Consider the following 23748-nt stretch of genomic DNA (forward strand, 5'->3'; position numbering starts at 1 on the left):
CACCGACGACCAGGCCCGAGGTGACCAGGCCCGAGATGACCAAGCCCGAGATGACCAAGCCCGAGATGACCAAGCCCGAAATGACCAGCAGGGTGAGCCTGGTGGCTCACCCTGCTGGTCATGCGTTGGCGACCCCGACGGGACTCGAACCCGCGGCCTCCGCCGTGACAGGGCGGCGCGCTAACCAACTGCGCTACGGGGCCAGGTGACAACTGGTCGAACTGGTGAAGCGGTGGAACTCTAACCCATGGTCTCCGGCGGCACCCAATCGGCGCCCACCCCCGACTCGGGTGGCACCCCCAACCGGATTCGAACCGGCGCTACCGCCGTGAAAGGGCGGGGTCCTGGGCCGCTAGACGATGGGGGCCAGCTCGTCCGGGACGGACCCGGTCGAGCAGCGCCCAGCATAGGGCCAGCCGGCGACGGGCACCCAACCCGTCGACGCCGCGGAGGGGTCCGCAGCCCGCTCCGCGGACAAGATTTGGGCAGACGCCCCACCACTTGCCACCCGTTTGACTAATCTTGACGCGTGAGCAACGAGCGGCAGCTGCGGTTCCTCGTCGTCGATGACAACGAGGACATCCGCGACGTCTTCTGCCGCCTGGTCGAGCGAGCCGGCCACGTGGCGTCCACGGCATGCGACGGCCAGGACGCGGTGGAGACCTTGGAGCGCGAGCGCTTCGAGGTCATGCTGCTCGACCTGACGATGCCCCGGATGAGCGGCGTCGAGGTGGTGCGGTGGTTGCGCGAGCACCCCGACGTGGCTCCCGGACTGCGCGTCGTCGTCATCTCCGCCTGGGCCGGCGACAACCGCGCGGTCCTCCAAGAACTCGGCATCACGACCGTCATGCAGAAGCCGCTGCGGATCCAGCAGCTGACCGACCTGATCGCCGAGACCCTGCGCGACCTGGAGTCCTGACCCGCCCCTGTCACCCCACGGGCACGGAGTCCCGCGCAGAGCCCCGTGCGCCTCCCCGGCGTACACCATCACCCCACCTTGGAGAACACCATGATGAACCGCATCCGCACCGCGATCGAGGCCAAGCGCGCTGCCCAGCAGATCCAGTCCTACTACCTGTGGCGTCCCGGCCCCGGCGCCCGCTGACACGCTCGGACGCGCGACCAACGCTCGTCCCCGTGACACAGCTGGACAGCGTCGAGTCGGCAGGAGGCCGGCTCGGCGCTGTCCTGTCGTCGCCACGCTCCGGGGTGGTCGCCCTCGGGCGTCACGGACCGTGGCTCACCACCTCGCTCGACCAGGCCCGCCAGGTCCTCACGGACGTCTCCGACTTCGACTTCCCCGGCGACGTCACCCGCAGCGGCGACCTGTCGGCCAGCCGCGGCGAGACCCGCTCGGGACACGTGGCGTTCCCCCCGGTCACCCCCGACCGGGTCGCTCGCGGGCTGGCCGTCTTCGCCGCCGAGTGGGACGCCGCCCTGGCGGAGCACGACCGCTCGACGCCCGACGAGCCGTACGACGCCATGGCGCTGCTGCGCCGCCCGGTGGCGCGCTGCACGACGACGGCGGTGCTGCCCTCCCTCGACGTCACCCGACGTGACCTCGTCGCCGACCTGGTGCTCGACTGGATCGACGCCCTGGCGCCGGTGATCGCCGCCAGGAGGCCTCCGCGGCGGTGGAGCCGGGCGCGACGCCGCGAAGGCGAGGCCCGCTCGGCGCTCCACGCCGCACTGGCGGTGGTCCCCGGGCTCGACGGTCCTCCCCAGCTCGCGGCCACGATGCTGGCCGCCGGGATCCAGGTCCCCATCGCGGCAGGAGCCTGGCTGGTCGCGTGGCTCGCCGCCCACCCGTCGAAGGGCCCCCGGCAAGTCGACGCGTCGCACGTGGTCTGGGAGACGCTGCGCCTGACGCCACCCACCTGGATCACGGCGCGCATCACCACCCGGGAGGTCGACCTCGACGGCCACCGCGTCCCGTCGGGCGCCGTCGTGCTGGTGAGCCCGCTCCTGCTCGGCCGCCTTCCCGAGCTCGTGCCGGGCGAGCCCTCCGGACTGACCGGGTTCGCCCCCGACCGCTGGCGGGACGAGACCCAGCGTCCCGGCGCGTGGCTGCCCTTCGGGGCGGGCCCCCACGCGTGCCCGGGGCGCCACCTCGGGATGGCGGTCCTCACGCACCTGTCCGAGTGGGGGCTCGCGCGCCCTCTCGCACTGAGCCAACCCGTGGTCGTCGACCAGAGCCGTGGCATCGCCCCGCTACCGTGCAGGTTCACCGCAAGGAGGGAGGGGACCTGATGGCAGCTCGCGAGGCCCTCCAGCGGACCTCTGCGAAGGCGCCCGTTACGGACGGCGCGGCTCGACTGGCGGCCGCGATCGCGGTCGGAGACGGCGGCCTGTCGGCCGGCATCGATCGGGTTGCCGAGCACCTTCTCTCCGACCCGCGCGTGGAGATCGTGACCGTCGTGCTCACCAGCTTCACCCCCGAGGACCAGACAGGCTGGACCCGGCTCGGCGACAGGGCCTGGGTCCGGGAATGGACCGGCCAGGAGTCCGATCGAACGCTGCTCCCTCCTCCCGGGGCCGGACCCGAAGCAGCGCTCAGCATGCCGTGGCTCTCCGAGCGTGGACGCCAGGGGATGGTGGTGCTCGCCGACCGCGACCTGCTCCCGCCAGAGGCCGCCCAGGACCGCAAGGAGCTCACGCGGGCAGGCGTGCAGAGCCTCATCGCGTCGACCCTCACCTCCGAAGGCGTGATGTTCGGGAGCCTCTCGCTCGTCGGCGGACAGGCTGGTGAGTGGTCCCCCCAGGTCATCCAGGAATTCCGCCTGCTCAACGCAGCCCTCGTCGCCCGGCTCAACCTGGAGCACGCTCGACGCTCGCTCGCCGAGGCGATCGAGGCGCGCGCCGAGGCCCAGGCCGCCAACCAGCAGTTCTTCGGGGCGGTCGGGCACGAGCTGCGTACCCCGCTGGCGACCGTCCTCGGCTACACCGAGGCCCTCCTCGACGACGCCGAGCACGGGACAGCCGACGACGTCGCTAACGGGATGAAGCGCGACGGCCCGGCGATCGTCCGCTCCTGCGACCGGCTGCTCACCATCGTCGACAGCCTGCTCGGCGCGGGCCGCGCCATGTCGGCCGACGTCGAGCGTCAGGCGGTGCGGCTGTCCGACGCGGTGGCCGACGTCGTGCACTGGCACCGCACGCCCGCTCGCACGGCCCACGTCGACATGCAGGCGGTGATCGACCCGCGGCTGGCTGCTTGGGGCCACCCGTCCGCCGTACGCCAGATCCTGGCCAACCTGCTGGGCAACGCCATCGCGCACCACCACCCCGCCGGCGGGACCGTGCACCTGTCCGCCGAGCAGCTCCTCGGCGAGAGCGGCCACCCGATGGTGCGCGTCGTCGTGCGCGACGACGGCCCCGGGCTGACGTCCGAGCAGCTCGAGCACGCCTTCGAGCCGTTCGTGCGCTTCGCCGCCCCCGCGACCCCGGGCAGCGGGCTCGGCCTGTCGCTCTCGCGCACCATCGCCGAGCGGGAGGGCGGCGCGGTCTCGGGGATGTCGTCCCCGGGCGCCGGGTCGTCGTTCTGGCTCGAGGTCCCGGCCTACGTCCCGCAGCCGTCCCCGGAATGAGCCGATTCCCGCACCCCCACGGGCCTCATGTATCCTCGTCCCGCTTGGGCAGGTAGCTCAGTTGGTACGAGCGATCGCCTGAAAAGTGATAGGTCGGCGGTTCGACCCCGCCCCTGCCCACAAGCACAGGAGGGCCCCGGTCACGTCCCGACCGGGGCCCTTCTGCGTGTCCCGGCGTCGGTGTCGACCCGTGTGCCCGGCACGATGGTGCGGTGCTCCCCCGCCTCGAGATCGTCCGTCGGCTCCGTCCGTTCGACCTCATCGCCCCCGGGTCGGTGCTGGTCGAGGCCGACAGCTCGGGCGAGGTCGCGATGCCCGCGGTGGCGCCGTACGTCGCCGCGACGACCGCCGACGTCGACGGACCGCTCGCGTTCCACCTGGGCGGGCACCGGCTCGCGGCCTCGATCGTCGGGGGGTCGGTGTCGCTCGAGGTCCCCGGAGCCGGCACGCTCCGCAGCCGGCGGTTCCACCGCGCCGAGTCGCCGACAGGGCTCGGCCTGACGCTCACCGGCACCCACCTGACGGCGTGGAGCCGCGAGGCGGGCGGCTGGGTGGCCCGCGCGCGCCACGACCTGCGCGAGGTGACGGACACCCGCGACGAGCAGGCGCTCGCCGGGCTCCACGTGGAGCTGCCGCCGGGCGGTGGCGTCGCCGGCAGGTTCGGCCAGCTCGGCCTGCGCGACACCCGGTTCGTCACCGACGAGGACGGCGGTCCGGTCCGCGCGGACGGGGCGCTCTGGCTGAGCGCCACATCGGCGGGACCGGGCTTCTTCGACACCGCCCACACGAGCGTGTGGCGCCTCGACCCGGACACCTTGGACGTCTCGCACTCCGCGGACCTGTTCTTCCGTCGCCCCGACCGGCCCGGGGTGTTCGGCGACCACGCGACCCACCTGGTGCGCAGCGACGACGGCTGGCTCGTCGCGACCAGCACGTGGGGCGACTTCGAGGCGCCGACCACGCGTGCGGGACGTCGTAGGCCCGCGGGCCTGCGGGTGACCGTGGCCGAGTCGGACGCCGACCTGCTGCGCGGCTCGCACGTGCTCGACACCCGCGAGCTCCCGCTGCCGGTCGACGGGCTCGGCTCCATCGCCACGTGGGACCCCCACCTCGTCCGGCGCGACGGCGAGTGGCTGGTGGGCTTCGTCAGTGCGCGCCGCTTCTTCGACTTCCACCCCGCGCTCGCGGGCGGGCCCGGGCTCGACCGGCTGCGGCTGCTGGGCGCCGCCACCGACCGCACCGCGACCGAGGGCACGACGCTGGTCGAGGTCGGTGGCGAGATGCGCGTGCTCGCCAGCGACGGCCGCGACTCCGCGCGCGGGCTGCGCGCCCGCTTCCCGGCGTACGACCTGACCATGACCGAGGTCGGCGCCCTGGACGCGCCCTACCCGACCAACCTGCCGTGGCCGAGCCTGGCGTGCGTCGACGGCGGGTGGCTCATGGTGACCTTCGACGGCCGTCCCGCGGGCGGCAGGCTGCTCGGCTACGGCACCCACGGCGACCTGGTCGTGATGCGCTCGGTGTGATGCGCGGGTGCCCCGACGGCGGGGATACCCTGACGGTGACGGCGGTCACCACCCCTCGACCGCGCCGACTGGCCCGCACACCCCGCGGCCGCACCCACCACGAAAAGGACCCACCGCAATGTCTGGAGTACCCAGTTCCGGCGTCGACGTCTTCGAGCTCGGAGTCGAGCACGAGCAGGTCGTCTTCTGCAACGACCGCGCGACCGGCCTGCGGGCCATCATCGCGATCCACTCCACCGCGCTGGGCCCGGGCCTCGGCGGGACGCGGTTCTACCCCTACGCCAGCACCGACGAGGCGATCGTCGACGTCCTCAACCTCTCGCGCGGGATGTCCTACAAGAACGCCCTCGCCGGCCTCGACCTCGGCGGCGGCAAGGCCGTCATCATCGGCGACCCGGCCGAGCTGAAGACCGAGGCGCTGCTGCGGGCCTACGGCCGCTTCGTCCAGTCCCTCGACGGCCGCTACCTCACTGCCTGCGACGTGGGCACGTTCAGCGACGACATGGACCACATCGCGCGCGAGTGCGACTACGTCACCGGGCGCACCGTCGCCCACGGCGGCGCCGGCGACAGCTCGGTGCTGACGGCCTTCGGCACCTTCCAGGGCATGCGGGCCGCGGCCGAGCAGGCGTGGGGCGAGCCCACCCTCTCCGGCCGCACCGTCGGCATCGCCGGCGTCGGCAAGGTCGGTCGCCACCTCGTACGCCACCTCGTCGAGGACGGCGCCCACGTGGTCGTCACCGACGTGCACGCTCCCTCCGTCGAGGCGATCCGCGAGCAGTTCCCGCAGGTGCGGGCCGTGGCGTCGACCGACGAGCTCGTCGCGAGCGAGATCGACGTCTACGCCCCCTGCGCCCTGGGCGGCGCGATCAGCGACGAGGTGCTCGACGTGCTGCGTGCCACGATCATCTGCGGCGCGGCCAACAACCAGCTCGCGCACCCCGGCATCGAGAAGCAGGTGGAGGAGCGCGGCATCCTCTACGCCCCCGACTACTGCGTGAACTCCGGCGGCGTCATCCAGGTCGCCGACGAGCTCGAGGGCTTCTCCTTCGAGCGTGCCCAGCAGCGCGCCAGCGGCATCTTCGAGACGACCCGCACGGTGTTCGAGCTCGCCAAGACCGACGGCGTCACGACCGCCGAGGCCGCCGACCGGCTCGCCGAGCGTCGCATGCGCGAGGTCGGCCGGCTGCGCGGCATCCACCTCCGCTGAGCTCGCTCGCACGCCGAGTCGGCGCATCCTGACCGCCCACGCACGCCGAGTCGGCGCATCCTGACCGCCCACGCACGCCGAGTCGGCGCGACCTGACCGCGCTCGGGCCATGATGCGCCGACTCGATGCTGCTCAGGCGCGAGGATGCGCCGACTCGATGCTGCTCAGGCGCGAGGATGCGCCGACTCGACACTGTTTGAGGGTGAGGACGCGCCGACTCGGCCAGGTAGCCGGGTAGCCGGGCAGTCCTGGAGCCGGTCCGATCGTGGGCGCGCTCGTACGCCGGACGACCCGAGGGTCGTGATCGGGTGCGATCAGTCAGTCTGCGCGACGACGCGGGTCGGCATAGTCGACCCACTCGTCATCGTCGGCATCGACCTCACTCGTGGGGTGAGTGTCTTCTCCGTGCAGCTCCTTCGCCAGCGCGCCGAAGTCCGTCTCGTGAGTCCGGTACTTCAGGTCGCGCGCGACCTTGGTCTGCTTCGCCTTCGCTCGGCCGCGCCCCATAGGGTCGACCCCCTCGCACACTTGGCCGGGGCTGTCGGAGAGCTGCCCGACGCGCCCGGTCTGATCGGTTACATATCGTGGGGTCAACGCTACCCGAGCGGTGGGTGTTCCCGCACACCAAGACCCGGCTTTTCGTCCGCGAAGTGCCGAATCACTCACCAGCCGGGGTGCTGGCCCTCCAGCAGGACGCGGCCGCCGTCGACGTCGTCGCTGCGCACCTCGCCGGCGACCCAGGCCCGGATGCCGTGCCCGGCGAGCACCGAGATGGCGGTGTCGACCGACTCGGCCGGGGTGAGCGACACCATGCCGACACCGCAGTTGAGGGTGGCCTCGAGGTCGGCCTGGGACACCTCCCCCACCCGGCGTACGACGTCGAAGACCGGCTGCGGCGTCCACGTCGACCGATCGATGCGCACCGACAGCTCCTCGGGGAGCACCCGCTCGAGGTTGGCCGCCAGACCGCCACCGGTGATGTGCGACATCGCGTGGGTGTCGGTGCGGGCGGCGAGGTCGAGGCACGCCTTGGCGTAGATGCGGGTCGGCTCGAGCAGCTCCTCGCCGAGGGTGCGACCGAAGTCGTCGACCTGGCGCTCGACCGTCCACCCGGCCTTCTCGAGCAGGACGTGGCGCACGAGGGAGTAGCCGTTGGAGTGCAGACCGCTCGCCTCCATGGCGATGACGACGTCGCCGGGACGGACCCGGCCCGGGCCGAGCAGCCGGCTGGCCTCGACGACGCCGGTCGTGGCGCCCGCGACGTCGTAGTCGTCGGGGTCGAGCAGGCCGGGGTGCTCGGCGGTCTCGCCCCCGATGAGCGCGCAGCCGGCCACGACACAGGCCTCCGCGATGCCCTTGACGATGGCGGCGATCCGCTCCGGGACGACCCGCCCGCAGGCGATGTAGTCGGTCATGAAGAGCGGCTCGGCGCCGCACACGACGAGGTCGTCGACGACCATCCCGACCAGGTCGAAGCCGATGGTGTCGTGCACGTCCATCAGCTGCGCGATGGCGACCTTGGTGCCGACGCCGTCGGTGGAGGTGGCCAGCAGGGGGCGCTCGTAGCGGGTGAGCGCGGAGGCGTCGAAGAGGCCGGCGAAGCCGCCCAGGCCGCCGATCATCTCGGGTCGGCGTGCCTTCTCGACCCAGCCCTTCATCAGGTCGATCGCGCGGTCGGCCGCGTCGATGGAGACCCCGGCGGCCTCGTAGGCGTTGGTCTGGTCGGTCACACGGAGCTCCTCGGCTGGCGGCGTGCGGGGCGGGCTCGGGTCCGGGCCCGGATCAGGGGTTGTTGAGGACCGGCAGGGCGCGACCCAGCGTGGGCGCCTGCAGCGTCGCCTCGAGCAGGTGCTTGCCGAGCAGGCTCTCGTCGGGCAGCTCGATCGGGTACTCGCCGGTGAAGCAGGCCTGGCACAGCCGGTCGGCCGGCTGGCCGGTCGCCTCGACCATCCCCTCGAGCGAGATGTAGCCGAGGCTGTCGGCGCCCACGCTGGACGCGATCTCGTCGACGTCGAGGCCGTTGGCGATCAGCTCGGCGCGGGTGGCGAAGTCGATGCCGTAGAAGCACGGCCACTTCACCGGCGGGCTGGAGATCCGTACGTGCACCTCCAGCGCGCCTGCCTCGCGGAGCATCCGCACCTGCGCGCGCTGGGTGTTGCCGCGCACGATCGAGTCGTCGACGACGACGATGCGCTTGCCGCGGATCATGTGCTCGAGGGCGTTGAGCTTGAGCCGGATGCCGAGCTGGCGCAGCGTCTGGCTCGGCTGGATGAACGTCCGGCCGACGTAGGCGTTCTTGACGAAGCCCTGGCCGAACGGGATGCCGGACTCGGCGGCGTAGCCGGACGCCGCCGGCGTGCCGGACTCGGGGACGGGCATCACGAGGTCGGCGTCGACGGGGAACTCGCGCGCCAGCCGGCGCCCCATCTCGACGCGCGCCTCGTGGACGTTGCGGCCGCTGATGGTGGCGTCGGGACGGGCGAGGTAGACGTACTCGAAGACGCAGCCCTTGCGCTCCGGCTCGGCGAACGTGCGCGTGCGCAGGCCGTTCTCGTCGATGACGATCATCTCGCCGGGCTCGACCTCGCGGACCACGCTCGCGCCGATCGTGGCGAGCGCGGCGTCCTCGCTGGCGACCACCCAGCCGCGGTCGAGCCGGCCGAGGACGAGCGGGCGGATGCCCTGGGGGTCGCGGGCCGCGTAGAGGGTGTGCTCGTTCATCCACACGAAGCTGAACGCCCCGCGCAGCTGCGGCAGCACCTCGAGCGCGCGCTCCTCGAGCGTCGTGTCGAGGTGGTGGGCCAGCAGCGCGGTCACCAGGGTGGTGTCGTTGGTCGTGCCCTCGACGCCCTTGATGTCGAGCTCACCTGCGGGACCGGGCAGCCCGACCACCATCTCGCGCAGCTCGTGGGTGTTGATCAGGTTGCCGTTGTGGCCCAGCGCGATCGAGCCGTCGCCGGTGGGGCGGAACGTCGGCTGGGCGTTGTGCCAGGTGGAGGCGCCGGTGGTGGAGTAGCGCGAGTGGCCGATGGCGATGTGGCCCTTGAGCGAGTCGAGCGTGGACTCGTCGAAGACCTGCGAGACCAGCCCCATGTCCTTGTAGACGAGGATCTGGCGCCCGTTGCTCACCGCGATGCCGGCCGACTCCTGGCCGCGGTGCTGGAGGGCGTAGAGGCCGAAGTAGGTCAGCTTGGCGACGTCCTCGCCGGGGGCCCAGACGCCGAAGACGCCGCAGGCGTCCTGCGGGCCCTGGTCGTGGGGGTCGATCGCCGTGGTCAGACGGCCGTCGCCGCCCATCCGCTTGCTCGTCCGCTGGGGCACGGCTCGCAGTCTACGGGCGATCACCTCGGGCACCGCACCGACGCCGCGGGTCGGGCGGGTCAGCCGCCGGGCAGGACCGAGCGGACCCGGTGCAGGGCCAGCCGGGTGACGGCCCGGGCGGAGGCCGGGACGGGCAGGACGTCGAGCGGCGGCAGCGGTCGCGCCCACGCCGGGTCGGACGCGAGCGAGCCCTCCGGGCCGGCGTACCTCGGTGCGAGCGCCCGCTCGACGGCCTCCTCGACGCCGAGCAGCGGGCTGCCGTCGCGCGGCTCCCAGGTGTGGCCGCGACGGCAGACCATGTCGTGGTGCAGCGACTCCACCAGCGCGGTGACGGTGTGGAACGGCGCCGTCGTGACGAGCGCGGCGCCGAGCCCGACCAGCCCTGTCGGGGCGACGGGCGCCGGCACCCGGAGCCGCGCCAGCCCGGCGCCGCCGCCGATGATGCGCAGTAGGTCGGGGTAGGCGACGACGTCCGGGCCGCCGACGTCGACGGCCCCGCGGGGACCGTCGTCGGCCAGCCCGTCGGTGATCGCGCGCAGCACGTCGGAGACCGCCACCGGCTGCACCGTGCGGTGCATCCAGGTGGGCACCGGTTGCACGAGGAAGAGCGTGGCGATCTGGCGCACGATCTCGAACGACGTCGACCCGGCGCCGATCACGACTCCCGCGCGGAGCGCGACCGCGCCCTCGCACGCGCCGAGCAGGATCCGCTCGACCTCCAGCCGCGACGCGAGGTGGGCCGACAGCTCGGCCTCGGGCACGTCGGGCACCAGGCCGGAGAGGTAGACCAGGCGACGTACGCCCCCGTCCGCCACGGCGGCGGCCACGGTCTCGGCCCCCACCCGGTCGCGGTCGGTGAAGTCGCTGCGGTCGAGCGAGTGGACCAGGTAGACGACGGCGTCGACCCCCTCCAGCGCCGCGGCCACGTCGAGGGCGTCGGTCACGTCGCAGCGGATCGCCCGCACCCGGTCGTCCCAGCCGAAGCGGTCGGGACGCGGCACCGACGACGAGGCGGCCGCGACGTCGTGGCCGCGCTCGAGCAGGTGCGGCACCAGGCGCGAGCCGATGTAGCCGGTGGCGCCGAGGACGAGGACCCTCACCGCCAGCCTCCCGGTCGCCGACCGGCACGGCGCGCCCGGGGCGTACGACGGTTGGCTGCGGCGGGTGTCACGGCGTCTCGCCGAGGTGCTTGAGCAGGTTGCGCGAGAAGACGGTGCCCATGTGCTTCACGACGCCGGCCATCACCCGCTCGACGGCCGGGCGGGCCAGGCCGGGCAGGGGCAGGTGGCAGGCGATCTGGAGGTCGATGCTGACCTCGGTGCCGCCGTCGGGGTGGTCGGCGAGGTGGTAGTTGCCCATCACCGCGGTCATCTCGTGGGCATGGTCGGGGTCGTGGGTGAAGACGATCCGCTCCTGCGGGTGGAGGTCCATCACCTCGGTGAACTTCGGCGCCACCGACAGCCCCGCCACCGGGATGACGCCCATGTGCCAGGTCCAGCGGTCACCGTCGACGTCGATGGAGGTGACGAAGGGGGTGATCCGGGCGATGAGGTCGGCGTCGATGAGCGCCGCCCACACCTCGCTGCGGGGGGAGCGGAGCACGGCCGAGGAGCGGTCGCGGGCACGGAAGGTCGCCATGGCCGCCACGCTACCGACGGGCACCAGCGGGCCACCCGCGCGCCGGGGGCGCCTCGGGCGTTTCGGGGGTCGCTGGTCCCGGGTCGCCGCTGGTTCCAACCCGCGGGTTCCAAGTCGTCGCTGGTTCATCAAGGTATGTCGACGAACCCGCACTTCCCGCGCTCAGCACACCGTGGGAAGTGCGGGTTGGCCTGCATACCTTGATGAACCGACAGGGTGGCGCCCGCCCGTACGTCCGACCGGACGCGGGGTCAGCCGCGCGGGAGCTCGCCGAGGTTGCGCAGCAGCAGCGCCTCGGCCTTGACGACCCGCTCGAACTCGGCGAGGTGCAGGCCCTCGTTGGCGCCGTGGGCGCGGGTGTCGGGGTCCTCGACGCCGGTGACCAGCACGCTCGCCTCCGGGAACGCCTCGAGGAACTCGGCGATGAAGGGGATCGAGCCGCCGACGCCCATGTCGACCGGCGCGGTGCCGTCCCAGGCCTCGGCGAACGCGGCACGCGCGGCGTCGTACGCCGGACCGCTGGCGTCGATCTGCGTCGCCTCGCCGGTGTCGACGACGGTGGTGGTCAGCGTCGCGCCCCACGGGGTGTGCTTCTCGAGGTGGGCCTGGAGGCACGCGACGGCGTTGGCGGTGGTGTCACCCGGGGCGATGCGCATGCTGATCCGGCAGCGGGCGGCGGGCACGAGGGTGTTGGAGGCACCCTCGACCTTGGGCGCGTCGAGGCCGGTGATGCTGATCGACGGCTTGGTCCAGAGGCGCTCGACGACCGGGCCCTCGCCGATCCACTCGATGCCCTCGGCGGCGCCGGACTCGGCGCGCAGGCGCGCCTCGGGGTACTCCACGTCGGCGGCGGGGCCGGAGTGCAGCCCTTCGACGGCGACGTTGCCGGCGTCGTCGTTGAGGCTCGCGATGACCCGGCTCAGCGCCATGATGGAGTCGGGCACCAGCCCGCCCCACATGCCGCTGTGCACGGCGTGGGTGAGCGTGCGGACCTCGACGTCCATCCGCACCAGGCCGCGGAGGCTGGTGGTGAGGGCGGGCTCGCCGATGTCCCAGTTGCCGGAGTCGGCGATGACGATGACGTCGGCCGCCAGGCGCTCCTTGTGGGCCTCGAGCAGGTCGACGAGCGTGTCGGAGCCGACCTCCTCCTCGCCCTCGATGAACATGACCAGGTTGACCGGCAGCTCGTCGCCGAGGATCCGCACGGCGCCGAGGTGGGCGGCGATGCCCGCCTTGTCGTCGGCGGCACCGCGGGCGTAGAGGCGGTCGCCGCGCTCGGTCGGCTCCCACGGCGGGGAGTCCCAGTCGGCGTGGTCGTTCTCGGGCTGGACGTCGTGGTGGGCGTAGAGCAGCACGGTGGGGGCGCCCTCCGGGCCGGCCTTCTTCGCGATCACGGCCGGCGGGGCGCCGTCGTACGCGCGCACGATCTCGGCCTCGAAGCCCTCGGCGGCGAACAGGTCGCGGGTCGCCTCGGCGCTGCGCTCGACCTCGCCGGCGCGGGCCGGGTCGGCGGAGACGGACTGGATGCGGACGAGGTCCTCGAGGTCACGGCGGAGGCCGGGCATGACCTCGGCGAGGCGGGCGGCGATGTCGACAGTCATGTGCCGACCCTAACCGGCCCGGCCGCCGCCCTCGATGGCCTGGGCACGGCGCGCGACAGGACGCCCAGGACGGCGCCGAGCACGGCGCTCAGCACGGCGCCCAGCACGGCGCTCAGCACGGCGCTCAACGCGGTTCTCAGCGCAGCGTCTCGAGCTCGGCCAGGAGCTCGCGCGCGGTCCGGGTCAGCCGCTCGATCCGCTCCCCGTCGGCACCCTCGCGGCCCGCTGACGGCGGCACCGCCTCGACGTCGAACGCCGCGAGGTCGCCGCGGTGCCAGGTCGAGAACTCCTCGAGCACCACTCCCGACCGGTCGACGCTACGGCCCTCGAGCAGCAGCAGCGGCGCGCCGGGGGTCGCGTGCAGCCGCTCGGCGAGCGACTCGGTGGCCGGCACGGCGCGCACCTGGTTGTGCCCGCCGGCCACCTCGCGCCCGAGCCGCTCGGCCAGCAGTCGGTGCAGGGAGGCGTCGACCAGGTCGTCGGCGCTGATCGCGTCGGCGACGTCTGCGGGCAGCCAGGTGCGGATGTAGCTGAGCACCACGCCACCCACTGCGCGGACCCGGCCGAGCTCCAGGACCTGCGCCCCGGTGATGGAGACGAGGTGGTCGGGGCGCGGGACCAGTCCGTAGGACGTCACGCGGGTGGTGACGGCGCCGTCCCCCGCCTGCAGCGTGAGCCCAGAGCGCAGCACGTCGCGGCGCACCTCGCGGTGCTCGGCGACCACGGAGCCCTTGCCCTGCACCTTCGTGACGAGCCCGTCGGCCTCCAGGCTGGCGAGCGCCTGGCGCACCACCGACCGCGAGACGGCGAACTCCTGCTGGAGCGCCGCCTCGCTGGGGAACAGGTCCCCCGGCCGGAGGTCGCGGCTGTCGAGGCGCTCGCGGAGCGCGCGCTCGACCGTCTCGTGGAGGGGGACGCGGCGCTCGGTCACGGGTGCCACCCTAGGTCGGCGACGACCCGCGTCGCGGCTCAGGCCTCGACGCGCTGGGCGGTGCGCCACACGGCGTCCCAGCCCGGCGCGAGCGCGGCCGCGCGGCGGGCGGCCAGCACGAGGCTGGCCTCGCGCGCGATCCCCTTGCCGGCGATGTCGAACGCGGTGCCGTGGTCCACCGAGACGCGCACGACGGGCAGCCCCACGGTGATGTTGACGCCGTCGTCGCCGTAGACCGCCTTGAACGGCGCGTGGCCCTGGTCGTGGTAGCAGACCACGACGAGCTCCCACTTGCCCTGGACGGCCTGCGGGATCAGGGCGTCGGCCGGCAGCGGGCCGACGGCGGCGATGCCGCGCTCCTGGGCCCGGCGCACGGCCGGCTCGAGGACGTCGGCGTCCTCGTCGCCGAAGAGCCGGTTCTCGCCGGCGTGGGGGTTGAGCCCCGCGACGCCGATGGGGGTGCCGGGCCGCCCGAGGGCGTCGGCGAAGGCCGAGACCAGGTCGAGCACGTCGTCGGTGCGCTGCGGCGTGATGCCGGCGATCGCCTGCTGCAGCGAGACGTGGGTGGTGAGGTGGAAGAAGTAGAGGTCGCCGGCCGACAGGACGAGGGAGAAGTTGTCGACGCCGAACTGCTCGGCGAGCAGCTCGGTGTGACCGGGGTACTTGTGGCCGCCCGCGTGCATGGCCGCCTTGTTGAGCGGCGCGGTGACGATGCCGTCGATCTCGCCGGCCTTGGCGAGGTCGCACGCCGCCACCACGAACCGGTAGGACCCGTCGCCGGCCACGGCGCTGAGCTCGCCGATCGGGACCTCGGGCATCGGCTCGCCGATCTGCACGACCTCCACGAGGCCGGGGTCGTTGGTCGCGTCTCCGGCGCGTTCGAGGGTGACGATCACGTCGGGGTCGACGCCGACGTACGGCGCGGCGCGGCGCAGGGCACCGGCGTCGCCCACCACGACCGGGACGCACTCCTCGCGGAGGTCGGGGTGCTCGAGCAGCGTGCGCAGGGTGATCTCCGGGCCGATGCCGGCGACGTCGCCCAGGGTGAGGCCGAGGACGGGCAGGGCCCCCGGGGTGGGGGCGGGGGTGCTGGTGGACGTGCTCATGAGGGGGCTCCTTGGGTGACGCGTACGGCGTCGATCAGCTGGACGAGGGTCGAGGAGGTGCCGAAGCCGCCGGCCTTGGTCGCGATCGGCAGCCCGTCGTGCGGGCCGCCGACGAGGGTCCCGGCGGGCACGCCCTCGACGGGGGCGTCGGCGACGTTGATGCCGGTGGCACCGAGGGCGAGGAGGGTCTGGGCGGCGCCGTCTCCGCCGACGAGGACCAGCAGGCCGTGGCGTCCCCCGGCGAGCGCGTCGACCGCCTGCCGGGCGAGCTCACGCGCCTGACGGACCGCGGAGCCGTCCTCGCGCTCCGACGGGGTGACGAGCAGGTCGACGCCGAGGCGCTCGGCGTCGGCGCGCAGCGCCTCGACCTGCCTGCGGGCCGCCTCGTGCAGGGAGGAGACGACGACGAGCGCGGACGCGTCCGCCGCGATGGCGACGGGGCGCCGCTGCGGCTCGGGGCCGTCCTGCCAGGTGCGGGCGAGGGCGATGGCAAGGCCTGCCGAGCCCACGGGGATCGCGTCGGGACCGATCTCGTCGATCGCGGCGGCGAGGGCGTCGAGGTCGGCCTGGTCGCGCGCGTCGACGACCACGACGTCGTGGTCACGGGCGGCCTCGCGTACGGCCGCGACGAGGTCGTGCCCCGTCGCGCGGACGGAGCCGGGGACGAGGCGCGTGAGCTCGGACTCGGTCACCGGGGTGACCGGGTCGGAGCCGGCGGGGCCCTCGTGCACGGGCCGCCCCTCCACGAGCACGTGGCCGTCCTCGACGGAGCGGCCCATGGCGGGGTAGGCGGGGCAGAGCACCGCGAACGCCCCGGGCCGGGCGCGCCGCCGCCCGCGCACCGCGCCGCGTACCTGCTCGGCGACGGTGCCCCGCACGGTGGAGTCGATCTTGAGGTAGAGCCGGTCCCCCGCGAGGTCGGCGACGGCCTGGGCGGTCACCTCGGCGGCGCGCGGGTCGCGTCGCGTGTCCAGCGTGACGGCCACGGCGTCCTCGTCGGGCGTACGCGTCCACCCGCCGCTGAGCGACAGCAGCGACGACCACCCGGACCGGGCGAACGACACGACGGTGTCGCTCGCCCCTGTCAGGTCGTCGGCGAGGATGAGGACCTTCACAACTGGGGTTCCTTGACCCCGAGGTCCATCTCGTCGATCCGGTCGATCTCCTCCTCGGTGAGCAGGCCGCCCTCGCGCTTGAGGGCCAGGGAGGCGAGCAGCGGCGCCAGGATCGCGGTCACCAGGACCGATGCGGCGACCTGGGCGGTCGCGGTCTCCACGTAGGGCTGGAACGACGGGTCGGCCATGCCGATGATCGCCGGGGTCGCGATGGCGTTGCCCGCGGTGGTGCCCGCGGCGAAGCCGATGCCGGAGCGGTAGCCGCGGCGCAGCACGAAGCGGTAGCCGATGTAGACCAGCAGGCCGGTGAACGGCGCGACCACCAGACCCACGACGAGGCCGGAGAGGCCGCCCTTGACGATGTTGTTGAGGTCGATGCCGGTGCCCAGCGCCAGGGCGAAGAACGGGATCACGATGGCGGGGGTGGGCCGCAGCACCTCGCGCCAGTGCGGGTTGAGGTTGCCGACCAGCATGCCGAGCAGGAACGGGATCACCGCGGCGACCATCGCCGAGACGGGGATGTCGGCCAGGCCGGAGGCGCCGAGGAACAGCATCGAGAAGAACGGGCCGTCGTTGAGCGCGGAGGCGATGTAGGCGCCACGGTCACGCTTGTCGCCGTAGCGACCGGTGAACGCCAGCCAGAGGCCGCCGTTGCTGTTGTCGACGGCGACGAGCAGGGCGAGGATCGACACGCCCAGGATGCCGTCGAGGCCCACGAGCTGCCCGAGCAGGATCACCAGCGTGGCGGGGATGATGCTCTTGAAGATCAGCACGACGCCCGCGGTGGCGAGCACCGGCCCGCTGGTCTTGATCGTGACCTGGGTGCCGGTCGCGAAGATCAGCAGCGCGATCAGGGGCAGCGCGCTCTGCTGGAACAGGGCGGTCGTGAAGGAGCCCATCTCCAGGAAGCCCATCGCGAACGTGCCCAGCAGCGAGCCGATGATCAGCGGGATCAGCATCAGCCCGCCGGGGATGCGGTTCATCATCTGGTAGAGCGGGACGATCTCGCGGTCGGGCTCGCGGTCGTGGGAGACGTCGGTCATGTCAGGTCACACACCTCGGGAAAGTTGTCCGTACAACTTGTACGTACAGGTAGTGGAGCACGCCGGGTCGGTCGTGTCAACCGTCACAAGACGGCTGCGAGACGGCGGCAAGACGCGCCCGCCGCGAGGTGGGGGCGCGCGTTGGGGCCGTGGCGTTGGGCCGTACGCCGTGGGCGGGAGCCGGCACCGCTACGCGTGGCTGCCGCCGCCGCCGAGGGCCGCGGCGGCCGACTTGGTGGCCCAGTCCGACACCTGGAGGCCGTTGCAACCCCCTCCCAGTGTCGGAGTCCCCGCTCGAGCGGGGACTCCGACATGCACGCCCGGCACGAGATCCCCCGAGGCAGGGCGGGCGACTCGCCGGGCGGCTACGCCGTCCGGGGACCGCCGGCGCGTCGCTCGAGCATGAGCTGGCGCTCGACGTCGGCGAAGCCGAGGCGGCGGTAGACGCCGATGGCCTCCCCGTCGTCGTCGGCGACGATCACCAGCGTGCGAGCACCGAGCCGGTCGAGGGCGTACCGCCCCGCCGCATGGACGGCCGCGGCGGCCAGGCCCTTGCGCCGGTGCTCGGGGTGCGTCTCGACGCTCTGGAAGCGGGCCACGCCCTCCTCGGTGGTGAAGGCGGCTGCGGTGCTGACGACCTCGCCGTCGACGAAGACGCCGAACCGCGCGCCCCGACCGGCCGTCGCGAGCAGCTGCTCCTGGACGTTGCGCCCGCGCGCGAAGCGCAGGTGCGACTCCTCGTCGTCGCGGTCCTCGATCGCATAGCTCAGGCGCGCCCGGCTCTCCCAGTCCTCCTCGGACTGCAGCGCTCGGACCTCGGCGCCCACCTCGTCCACCTCGCGCGGGGCCACGAGGTCGGTCGCGGTGAGCACCGACGCGACGTCGACCACGAGCCCGGCAGCCTCGAACGCCGCGCGCGCCTCGGGCGTGAGGTCGGGCCGGTCGATGCCGATGCTGACGTGGCCCGCCTCGGGGAACTCGGTGCGGAACGCCGCCACCACCTCCCGCTCGCCGCCGGGCACGGGAGCCTCGGCGAGGAGCAGGAAGTTGCCCCAGTAGTAGGTCGGGTTGGCCGGGGTGCGGACCACGAGGTGGGTGCCGCGGTCCTCCACGGTGCTGCCGGAGGCGGTCAGGAGGGCGAGGTCGGTGCGGAAGCCGAGCGAACTGACGTGCATGGGTGCACGTTAGAGGTTGTCCGCGCTCGTGTCGGGTTCGGCGGTGGTGGACGGCGAGGCACCCCGGCGCGGGTCGGCGGCCGGATCCCACCGCCAGTCGCGCACCTCGGGCAGGTCGTCGCCGTGCTCGCGCGTCCACTGGCGGGCGCGGCGCCGGGTGTCGGCCATCAGCTGGTGCACGGAGGCGGCCCGCTGACCGAGCCCGGGCACGCGGTCGATGACGTCCATGACCAGGTGGTAGCGGTCGGTGTCGTTCATCATCACCATGTCGAACGGCGTGGTGGTCGTGCCCTCCTCCTTGTAGCCGCGGACGTGGATGTTGTCGTGGTTGGTGCGCCGGTAGGTCAGCCGGTGGATGAGCCAGGGATAGCCGTGGTAGGCGAAGATCACCGGCTTGTCGGTGGTGAACAACGTGTCGAAGTCGCGCCCGCTCAGGCCGTGCGGGTGCTCGCGCTCATCCTGCAGCCGCATCAGGTCGACGACGTTGACGAAGCGCACGCGCAGCTCGGGGAGGTGCTCGCGGAGGAGGGAGACCGCGGCCAGCGCCTCGACGGTGGGCACGTCGCCCGCCGCCGCCACGACCACGTCGGGCTCGCCGTCGTCGTTCGAGGCCCAGTCCCAGATGCCGAGCCCGCGCGCGCAGTGCAGGTCGGCCTGCTCGGCGTCGAGCCAGTCGAAGGTGGGCTGCTTGCCGGCGACCACGACGTTGACGTAGTGCTCGCTCTCGAAGCAGTGCGACATCGTCGAGAGCAGGGTGTTGGCGTCCGGCGGCAGGTAGACGCGCACGACCTCGGCCTTCTTGTTGACCACGTGGTCGATGAAGCCGGGGTCCTGGTGGGAGAAGCCGTTGTGGTCCTGGCGCCACACGTGCGAGCTCAGCAGGTAGTTGAGGCTCGCGATGCGCGGGCGCCACTCGATCTCGCGGGTGGTCTTGAGCCACTTCGCGTGCTGGTTGAGCATCGAGTCGACGATGTGGATGAACGCCTCGTAGCAGCTGAACAGCCCGTGCCGGCCGGTGAGCAGGTAGCCCTCCAGCCAGCCCTGGCAGGTGTGCTCGGAGAGGATCTCCAGCACGCGGCCGGAGTGGGCGAGGTGCTCGTCGACGGGGAGGATGTCGGCAGCCCAGACCTTGTCGGTGACCTCGTAGACGGCGTCGAGACGGTTGGATGCGGTCTCGTCAGGGCCGAAGATGCGGAAGTTGGTGTCGTTGTCGCGCACCACGCCGACGAGCCACTGCCCGAGCACGCGGGTCGGCTCGTGGATGGACCCGCCAGGCCGCTCCACCCCGACGGCGGACGTACGCCAGTCGGGCAGGCGGAGCGGACGCTTGAGCAGTCCGCCGTTGGCGTGCGGGTTGGCGCTCATCCTCCGGTTGCCGGACGGCGCCAGGGCGCGCACCGCCTCGACGGGCGTGCCCTCGGAGTCGAAGAGCTCGTCGGGACGGTAGGAGCGCAGCCACTCCTCGAGCTGCGCGCGGTGGGCGTCGTTCTCGCGGGTGCCGGCGAGCGGCACCTGGTGGGCCCGCCAGGTGCCCTCGACCTGCTTGCCGTCGACCTCCCGGGGACCGGTCCAGCCCTTCGGCGTGACGAGCAGGATCATCGGCCACGGCCGCCGCTCGACGTCGCCGTCCTCGCGGGCGGCGCGCCAGATCTCGCGGATCATGTCGTGCGCCTCGTCCATCGCGGCGGCCATCTGGCGGTGCACGTCGGCCGGATCGTCGCCCTCGACGGTGATCACGTGGTGACCGAAGCCGCGCAGCAGGCTCTCGAGCTCGTCGCGGTGGATGCGCGCGGGGACGGTGGGGTTGGCGATCTTCCAGCCGTTGAGGCTCAGGATCGGCAGCACCGCGCCGTCATGGACGGGGTCGACGAACTTGTTGCCGTGCCAGCTCGTCGCCAGCGGGCCGGTCTCGAACTCTCCGTCGCCGACCACCGCGGTCACCACGAGGTCGGGGTTGTCCATCGCGGCGCCGTAGGCGTGGGAGAGCACGTAGCCGAGCTCGCCGCCCTCGTGGATCGAGCCGGGCGTCTCGGGGGCGACGTGGCTCGGGATGCCACCGGGGAAGGAGAACTGGCGGAACAGCCGGGACATCCCACTGCGGTCCTCACCGATCGCCGGGTAGACCTCGGAGTAGGTGCCCTCGAGCCAGGCGTTGGCCACCGCAGCCGGGCCGCCGTGGCCGGGCCCGCACAGGATGATCGCCTCGACGTCGCGCTCGCGGATCAGCCGGTTGAGGTGCGTCCACACGAGGTTGAGCCCGGGGGTGGTGCCCCAGTGGCCCAGCAGCCGTGGCTTGATGTCCTCTCGCTCGAGGGGGCGCTCGAGCAGCGGGTTGTCGAGCAGGTAGATCTGCCCGACGGAGAGGTAGTTGGCCGCGCGGAACCAGAGGTCGAGATCCTGGACCTGCTCGTCGGTGAGGGTAGCCATGCTCCTTCGTACCGGAAATGCGCGCGGGTGCACACCCCCGTCGGCCATGACCTTCGGCCCGGTCCGGTGGGTCAGTCGCGCAGCGGGAGGTAGGGCGACAGGTCGGTCCGCTCGCCGCTCGCGGCCACGGCGCCGGAGTCGAGCGCCTCGGCCCAGGTCGTACGCCCGGTGGCCACGGCCAGCCAGGTGTCGGCGTCGGTCTCGACGACCGCCGGCGGCGTGCCGCGCGTGTGCCGCACGCCGGGCACGACCTGGGCCGCGGCGTAGGGCGGCACCCGGACCTCGACGGAGCGGCCCGGGGCGCGCACCTCGAGGACCGCGAGGTAGTGCTTGACGAGCGCCCGGGTGTCACCCGCGGCCTCCGCCGTGGCGAGCTGGTCGGGCGTGAGGACCTTCAGTCGGGCAGGCACGGACCGAGGCTAGACGGCCACCATGCAGGCAGTTGGCGCGAGGTCGCCCCGTGCCGAGCGGGGCGCAGCGGCGGCGCGGCGCGAACTGCCTGCATGGTGCTCGCCGAGCAGGTCAGCCGATGGTGTCGAGCACCCGCACACAGGCGGCCCACGCGTCGCTGTCGGTGTCGATGACGCCGAAGTGGCCGCCGGTGACCTCGACGAGCCTCGCCTCGGCGCCTGCCGCGGTCGCCGCCGCCACGTAGGCCTCGGCCTGGCTGAACGGGACGGTGTCGTCGTCGCGCGCGTGCACCGCCCACACCGGGACGTCGAGCGGCACCTGGGCCAGCGGGTCGGCCTGCTCGTAGGCCGCCTCGTCCGGATCGCCGAGGAACGCCGTCGCGGCTCCGTCGCCGAGGCGGTCCGCGAGCGCCGAGCGGAGGTCGAGCACCCCGGCCTGGCTCACGACGTGGGTCAGTGCCGGGCCGTTCGCCCAGCGCCCGAAGCGGGTGCGCGCCCCCGCCCACGTGGCGAGGTGGCCACCCGCGGAATGGCCCAGCGTGACGACGGGGCCGCGGGCGTGGGCCGCGACCGCGCCGATGGCCGCATGGACGTCGTCGAGGGTCTCGGGGAAGCCCCCGCCGTTGCCGACGCGGCGGTACTCGACGTTGGCCGCCGACCAGCCGCGCGCTGCCAGGTCCTCGGCCAACGGGGCGCCGTAGTCGGCGCCGTACCGGGCCTTCCAGAAGCCACCGTGGATCACGACGACCAGTCCGCGGCCCTCGCCCGCCGGGACGTGGAGGTCGACCCACTGGCTGGGGTCGCGGCCGTAGGTGATCCGCTCGGGTCCGCTGGGCACGTCGTCCACCCTGCCGGACGACTCTTCGCCACAGCCGACGAGGGTGGCGGACACGCCGACCGCGCTCGCCCCGAGCAGCACGGCCCGCCGGCCGGTCACGGGCCTCCTCGGGCGCCTCCTCGACCAGGCCGTACTTGGCGAGCTGGCGCAGGTGGAAGCTCGCCTGGTTGGCCGGGATGCCGAGCTCCCGGGCGACGTCGGCCGCGCGTACCGACCCCGACGCCTCGATCTCGTCGAGGATCCGCCCGCGCACCGGGTGGGCCAGCGCGCGCAGGACGCGGGGGTCGTCGAGGCGGCCTACCTCGGCGGCCTCTGCGCGACGCTGCTGCCGGCGGGCGTGTCGCCGGCGCAGATCGGCCAGGTCTCCACCGCCGCAGGGGTCGGCGGCATCCTCGGCGCGGCGATCGCGTCGAGCCTGATCCACCGGATGCCGACGGGCCGGCTGACCGTGCTGATCGGGTGGATGTGCTGCCTGCCCCTGGTGCCGCTGGCGGTGTCGTCGAGCGTGTGGACCGCCTGCGCCTGCACCTTCCTCCTGCTGCGGCTCAACCCCGTCGGCAACGCCGGCATCAGCTCCTACCGGATGGCCGTGACCCCCGACCACCTCCAGGGCCGGGTGTCGTCGACCAGCCAGTTCGTCTCGATGTCGGTGATGCCGCTGGCCCCGCTGCTCGGCGGCTACCTGCTCGAGCACCACGGCGGCGCCACGGCGATCACGGTGCTCGTGGCCGCGACCGCGCTGCTGGCGGTGCTCCTCACCTCGAGCCGCTCCATCCGATCGGTGCCCCGGCCGTCCGAGTGGGCCTCGAGGGCAAGCCCGCCCGTGCTGCCTAGCGCCCCCCGGCGGCGCGGGAGAAGCGGGCGCCCACCTCGGCCACCCGCTCGGCCAGGTCGGCCGGCGACTCGACCGTGAACTCGGCGCCGCAGCCGGCCAGCACCATGACCGGCCAGCCCAGGTCGTCGACGTTCATCTCCAGCACGCAGCCCTCGCCGTCGGGGGTGACGGTGCCCCACCGCCCGACCTGCGCGGCGAGGTCGTCGGCCGGCATCGCCACCCGCGCGCGTACGGCGTGGCGCTGGGGCATCCGCCGGATGCCCTGCTGCACGAAGGCGAGCGCGTCCTCGGCCGGCAGGTCGCGCGGACGGAACCGCTGGCCGGTGGGCTCGGGATCGGTGACCCGGTCGAGCCGGAAGCTGCGCCAGTCGCCGCGGTCGCGGTCGTAGGCCACGAGGTACCACCGCCGACCGAGCGAGACCAGCCGCAACGGCTCGACGCGGCGGTGGGTCACCTCGGCCTCGCGGGCGGCGTAGTCGAAGTGCAGCAGCTCGCTGTCGCGGCAGGCCTGGGCGAGGGTGGTGAGCACGGTCGCGTCGACGACGGGCGCCCCCTCCCACGGACCCGGCGTCTCGGTCTGCGAGGCGACCGCGTCCATCTGCCGACGCAGCCGCGGAGGCATCAGGGACAGCACCTTGGAGAGGGCCTGCACCGACCAGTCGTCGGTCCCGCCCACCGCGCCCACCGCGGCCGTGCGGAGGCCGACGGCGATCGCGACGGCCTCCTCGTCCTCGAGCAGCAGGGGCGGCAGTGAGGCGCCGGCGCGCAGCTGGTAGCCGCCGGCGGCGCCGCGCACCGCGTCGACGGTGTAACCGAGCTCGCGCAGCCGGTCGACGTCGCGCCGGACGGTCCGCGGGCTCACCTCGAGCCGCTCGGACAGCTCCGGGCCCGGCCAGTAGCGGTGGGTCTGGAGCAGGGACAGCAACCGCAGCATCCGCTCGCTCGTGCTCATGGATCCAGATTAGTCCGATTGCGGACAACAACT

The 23748-nt window shown here is 73.3% G+C and carries 21 protein-coding genes, 3 tRNA genes and 1 pseudogene; 7 read left to right on the forward strand and 18 right to left on the reverse strand.

Features of this window, described 5'->3' with window-relative positions:
• Window positions 1–126: 126 nt before the first annotated feature.
• Window positions 127–203: transfer RNA gene (locus AC54T2_RS02085), tRNA-Asp, on the reverse strand.
• 88 nt (window positions 204–291) lie between these two features.
• Window positions 292–367: transfer RNA gene (locus AC54T2_RS02090), tRNA-Glu, on the reverse strand.
• Window positions 368–529: 162 nt separating this feature from the next.
• Between AC54T2_RS02090 and AC54T2_RS02095 the strand changes: the two genes are divergently transcribed.
• The 6 genes from AC54T2_RS02095 (at window position 530) to AC54T2_RS02120 (ending at window position 6323) form a co-directional block, all read left to right on the forward strand.
• Entirely contained in the window at window positions 530–919 is a 390-nt protein-coding gene (locus AC54T2_RS02095; RefSeq protein ID WP_186339290.1) for a response regulator, read from the forward strand.
• Between the two features lie 218 nt (window positions 920–1137).
• The gene (locus AC54T2_RS02100; protein WP_496665394.1) at window positions 1138–2250 is read left to right on the forward strand and encodes a cytochrome P450; all 1113 of its coding nucleotides are present in this window, start codon (window positions 1138–1140) and stop codon (window positions 2248–2250) included.
• Window positions 2250–3587 carry a sensor histidine kinase gene (locus AC54T2_RS02105; RefSeq protein WP_496665395.1) on the forward strand — a complete coding sequence of 446 codons (1338 nt, stop codon included), beginning with the start codon at window positions 2250–2252 and terminating at the stop codon, window positions 3585–3587. Before AC54T2_RS02100 ends, AC54T2_RS02105 begins: the two co-directional genes overlap by 1 nt.
• A 46-nt stretch (window positions 3588–3633) precedes the next feature.
• Window positions 3634–3707, forward strand: a tRNA-Phe gene (locus AC54T2_RS02110).
• A gap of 92 nt (window positions 3708–3799) precedes the next feature.
• Window positions 3800–5113 (forward strand): hypothetical protein, encoded by a 1314-nt coding sequence (locus tag AC54T2_RS02115; protein WP_496665396.1) that lies wholly within the window; start codon window positions 3800–3802, stop codon window positions 5111–5113.
• A 118-nt stretch (window positions 5114–5231) separates the two neighbouring features.
• Window positions 5232–6323: a Glu/Leu/Phe/Val dehydrogenase dimerization domain-containing protein gene (locus AC54T2_RS02120; protein ID WP_489975276.1), complete on the forward strand. Its 1092-nt coding sequence runs from the start codon at window positions 5232–5234 to the stop codon at window positions 6321–6323.
• A gap of 318 nt (window positions 6324–6641) precedes the next feature.
• On the opposite strand, the gene AC54T2_RS02125 is transcribed toward AC54T2_RS02120, so the two are convergent.
• The 15 genes and pseudogenes from AC54T2_RS02125 to AC54T2_RS02195 all read right to left on the reverse strand — a co-directional run.
• A complete protein-coding gene (locus AC54T2_RS02125; protein WP_186339295.1) occupies window positions 6642–6830 on the reverse strand; it encodes a DUF3073 domain-containing protein in 189 nt (62 codons plus the stop codon).
• 155 nt (window positions 6831–6985) lie between these two features.
• Window positions 6986–8053: a phosphoribosylformylglycinamidine cyclo-ligase gene (purM, locus tag AC54T2_RS02130; protein WP_496665397.1), complete on the reverse strand. Its 1068-nt coding sequence runs from the start codon at window positions 8051–8053 to the stop codon at window positions 6986–6988.
• Window positions 8054–8105: 52 nt separating this feature from the next.
• Window positions 8106–9620: an amidophosphoribosyltransferase gene (purF, locus tag AC54T2_RS02135; protein WP_496666247.1), complete on the reverse strand. Its 1515-nt coding sequence runs from the start codon at window positions 9618–9620 to the stop codon at window positions 8106–8108.
• Between the two features lie 83 nt (window positions 9621–9703).
• Complete coding sequence (locus tag AC54T2_RS02140) at window positions 9704–10744, reverse strand: NAD(P)H-binding protein (RefSeq protein ID WP_496665398.1); 1041 nt, start codon at window positions 10742–10744, stop codon at window positions 9704–9706.
• A gap of 67 nt (window positions 10745–10811) precedes the next feature.
• Window positions 10812–11282: an SRPBCC family protein gene (locus AC54T2_RS02145; protein WP_186339298.1), complete on the reverse strand. Its 471-nt coding sequence runs from the start codon at window positions 11280–11282 to the stop codon at window positions 10812–10814.
• Window positions 11283–11533: 251 nt separating this feature from the next.
• The gene (locus AC54T2_RS02150) at window positions 11534–12883 is read right to left on the reverse strand and encodes a dipeptidase (protein ID WP_496665399.1); all 1350 of its coding nucleotides are present in this window, start codon (window positions 12881–12883) and stop codon (window positions 11534–11536) included.
• A 136-nt stretch (window positions 12884–13019) separates the two neighbouring features.
• Complete coding sequence (locus tag AC54T2_RS02155; protein WP_186339301.1) at window positions 13020–13814, reverse strand: GntR family transcriptional regulator; 795 nt, start codon at window positions 13812–13814, stop codon at window positions 13020–13022.
• A gap of 38 nt (window positions 13815–13852) precedes the next feature.
• A complete protein-coding gene (pdxA, locus tag AC54T2_RS02160; RefSeq protein WP_496665400.1) occupies window positions 13853–14920 on the reverse strand; it encodes a 4-hydroxythreonine-4-phosphate dehydrogenase PdxA in 1068 nt (355 codons plus the stop codon).
• Window positions 14917–16035, reverse strand: coding sequence for a four-carbon acid sugar kinase family protein (locus tag AC54T2_RS02165; RefSeq protein ID WP_496665401.1), 1119 nt, complete (start codon window positions 16033–16035; stop codon window positions 14917–14919). Before AC54T2_RS02165 ends, pdxA begins: the two co-directional genes overlap by 4 nt.
• Window positions 16032–17078 carry a 2-keto-3-deoxygluconate permease gene (locus AC54T2_RS02170; RefSeq protein ID WP_186339304.1) on the reverse strand — a complete coding sequence of 349 codons (1047 nt, stop codon included), beginning with the start codon at window positions 17076–17078 and terminating at the stop codon, window positions 16032–16034. Before AC54T2_RS02170 ends, AC54T2_RS02165 begins: the two co-directional genes overlap by 4 nt.
• A 365-nt stretch (window positions 17079–17443) precedes the next feature.
• Window positions 17444–18253 (reverse strand): GNAT family N-acetyltransferase, encoded by an 810-nt coding sequence (locus tag AC54T2_RS02175; protein WP_186339305.1) that lies wholly within the window; start codon window positions 18251–18253, stop codon window positions 17444–17446.
• A gap of 9 nt (window positions 18254–18262) precedes the next feature.
• Window positions 18263–20680 (reverse strand): phosphoketolase family protein, encoded by a 2418-nt coding sequence (locus AC54T2_RS02180; RefSeq protein ID WP_186339306.1) that lies wholly within the window; start codon window positions 20678–20680, stop codon window positions 18263–18265.
• A 71-nt stretch (window positions 20681–20751) separates the two neighbouring features.
• Entirely contained in the window at window positions 20752–21090 is a 339-nt protein-coding gene (locus tag AC54T2_RS02185) for a sterol carrier family protein (protein ID WP_496665402.1), read from the reverse strand.
• 112 nt (window positions 21091–21202) lie between these two features.
• Window positions 21203–21928, reverse strand: a complete 726-nt coding sequence (locus AC54T2_RS02190) for an alpha/beta hydrolase (protein WP_496665403.1) — start codon at window positions 21926–21928, stop codon at window positions 21203–21205.
• A 175-nt stretch (window positions 21929–22103) separates the two neighbouring features.
• Window positions 22104–22352: pseudogene (locus tag AC54T2_RS02195) on the reverse strand (hypothetical protein); the annotation flags it as partial.
• Here AC54T2_RS02195 and AC54T2_RS02200 point away from each other — a divergent pair.
• Complete coding sequence (locus tag AC54T2_RS02200; protein WP_496666248.1) at window positions 22266–22841, forward strand: MFS transporter; 576 nt, start codon at window positions 22266–22268, stop codon at window positions 22839–22841. The pseudogene AC54T2_RS02195 and the gene AC54T2_RS02200 overlap by 87 nt on opposite strands.
• On the opposite strand, the gene AC54T2_RS02205 is transcribed toward AC54T2_RS02200, so the two are convergent.
• Entirely contained in the window at window positions 22759–23715 is a 957-nt protein-coding gene (locus AC54T2_RS02205; protein ID WP_489975285.1) for a WYL domain-containing protein, read from the reverse strand. The two genes, AC54T2_RS02200 and AC54T2_RS02205, sit on opposite strands and share 83 nt — an antisense overlap.
• Between the last annotated feature and the right edge of the window lie 33 nt (window positions 23716–23748).

It is taken from the genome of Nocardioides sp. Z35_8 (genome assembly GCF_059621125.1).

What these genes read in the sequence shown, in the direction of transcription:
- AC54T2_RS02105 (WP_496665395.1), top strand. Translation starts at nt 2,250, where the DNA reads ATGGCAGCTCGCGAGGCCCTCCAGCGGACCTCTGCGAAGGCGCCCGTT.
- AC54T2_RS02120 (WP_489975276.1), top strand. Translation starts at nt 5,232, where the DNA reads ATGTCTGGAGTACCCAGTTCCGGCGTCGACGTCTTCGAGCTCGGAGTC.
- AC54T2_RS02125 (WP_186339295.1), bottom strand. Translation starts at nt 6,830, where the DNA reads ATGGGGCGCGGCCGAGCGAAGGCGAAGCAGACCAAGGTCGCGCGCGAC.
- purF (WP_496666247.1), bottom strand. Translation starts at nt 9,620, where the DNA reads ATGGGCGGCGACGGCCGTCTGACCACGGCGATCGACCCCCACGACCAG.
- AC54T2_RS02145 (WP_186339298.1), bottom strand. Translation starts at nt 11,282, where the DNA reads ATGGCGACCTTCCGTGCCCGCGACCGCTCCTCGGCCGTGCTCCGCTCC.
- AC54T2_RS02150 (WP_496665399.1), bottom strand. Translation starts at nt 12,883, where the DNA reads ATGACTGTCGACATCGCCGCCCGCCTCGCCGAGGTCATGCCCGGCCTC.
- pdxA (WP_496665400.1), bottom strand. Translation starts at nt 14,920, where the DNA reads ATGAGCACGTCCACCAGCACCCCCGCCCCCACCCCGGGGGCCCTGCCC.
- AC54T2_RS02170 (WP_186339304.1), bottom strand. Translation starts at nt 17,078, where the DNA reads ATGACCGACGTCTCCCACGACCGCGAGCCCGACCGCGAGATCGTCCCG.
- AC54T2_RS02175 (WP_186339305.1), bottom strand. Translation starts at nt 18,253, where the DNA reads ATGCACGTCAGTTCGCTCGGCTTCCGCACCGACCTCGCCCTCCTGACC.
- AC54T2_RS02180 (WP_186339306.1), bottom strand. Translation starts at nt 20,680, where the DNA reads ATGGCTACCCTCACCGACGAGCAGGTCCAGGATCTCGACCTCTGGTTC.
- AC54T2_RS02205 (WP_489975285.1), bottom strand. Translation starts at nt 23,715, where the DNA reads ATGAGCACGAGCGAGCGGATGCTGCGGTTGCTGTCCCTGCTCCAGACC.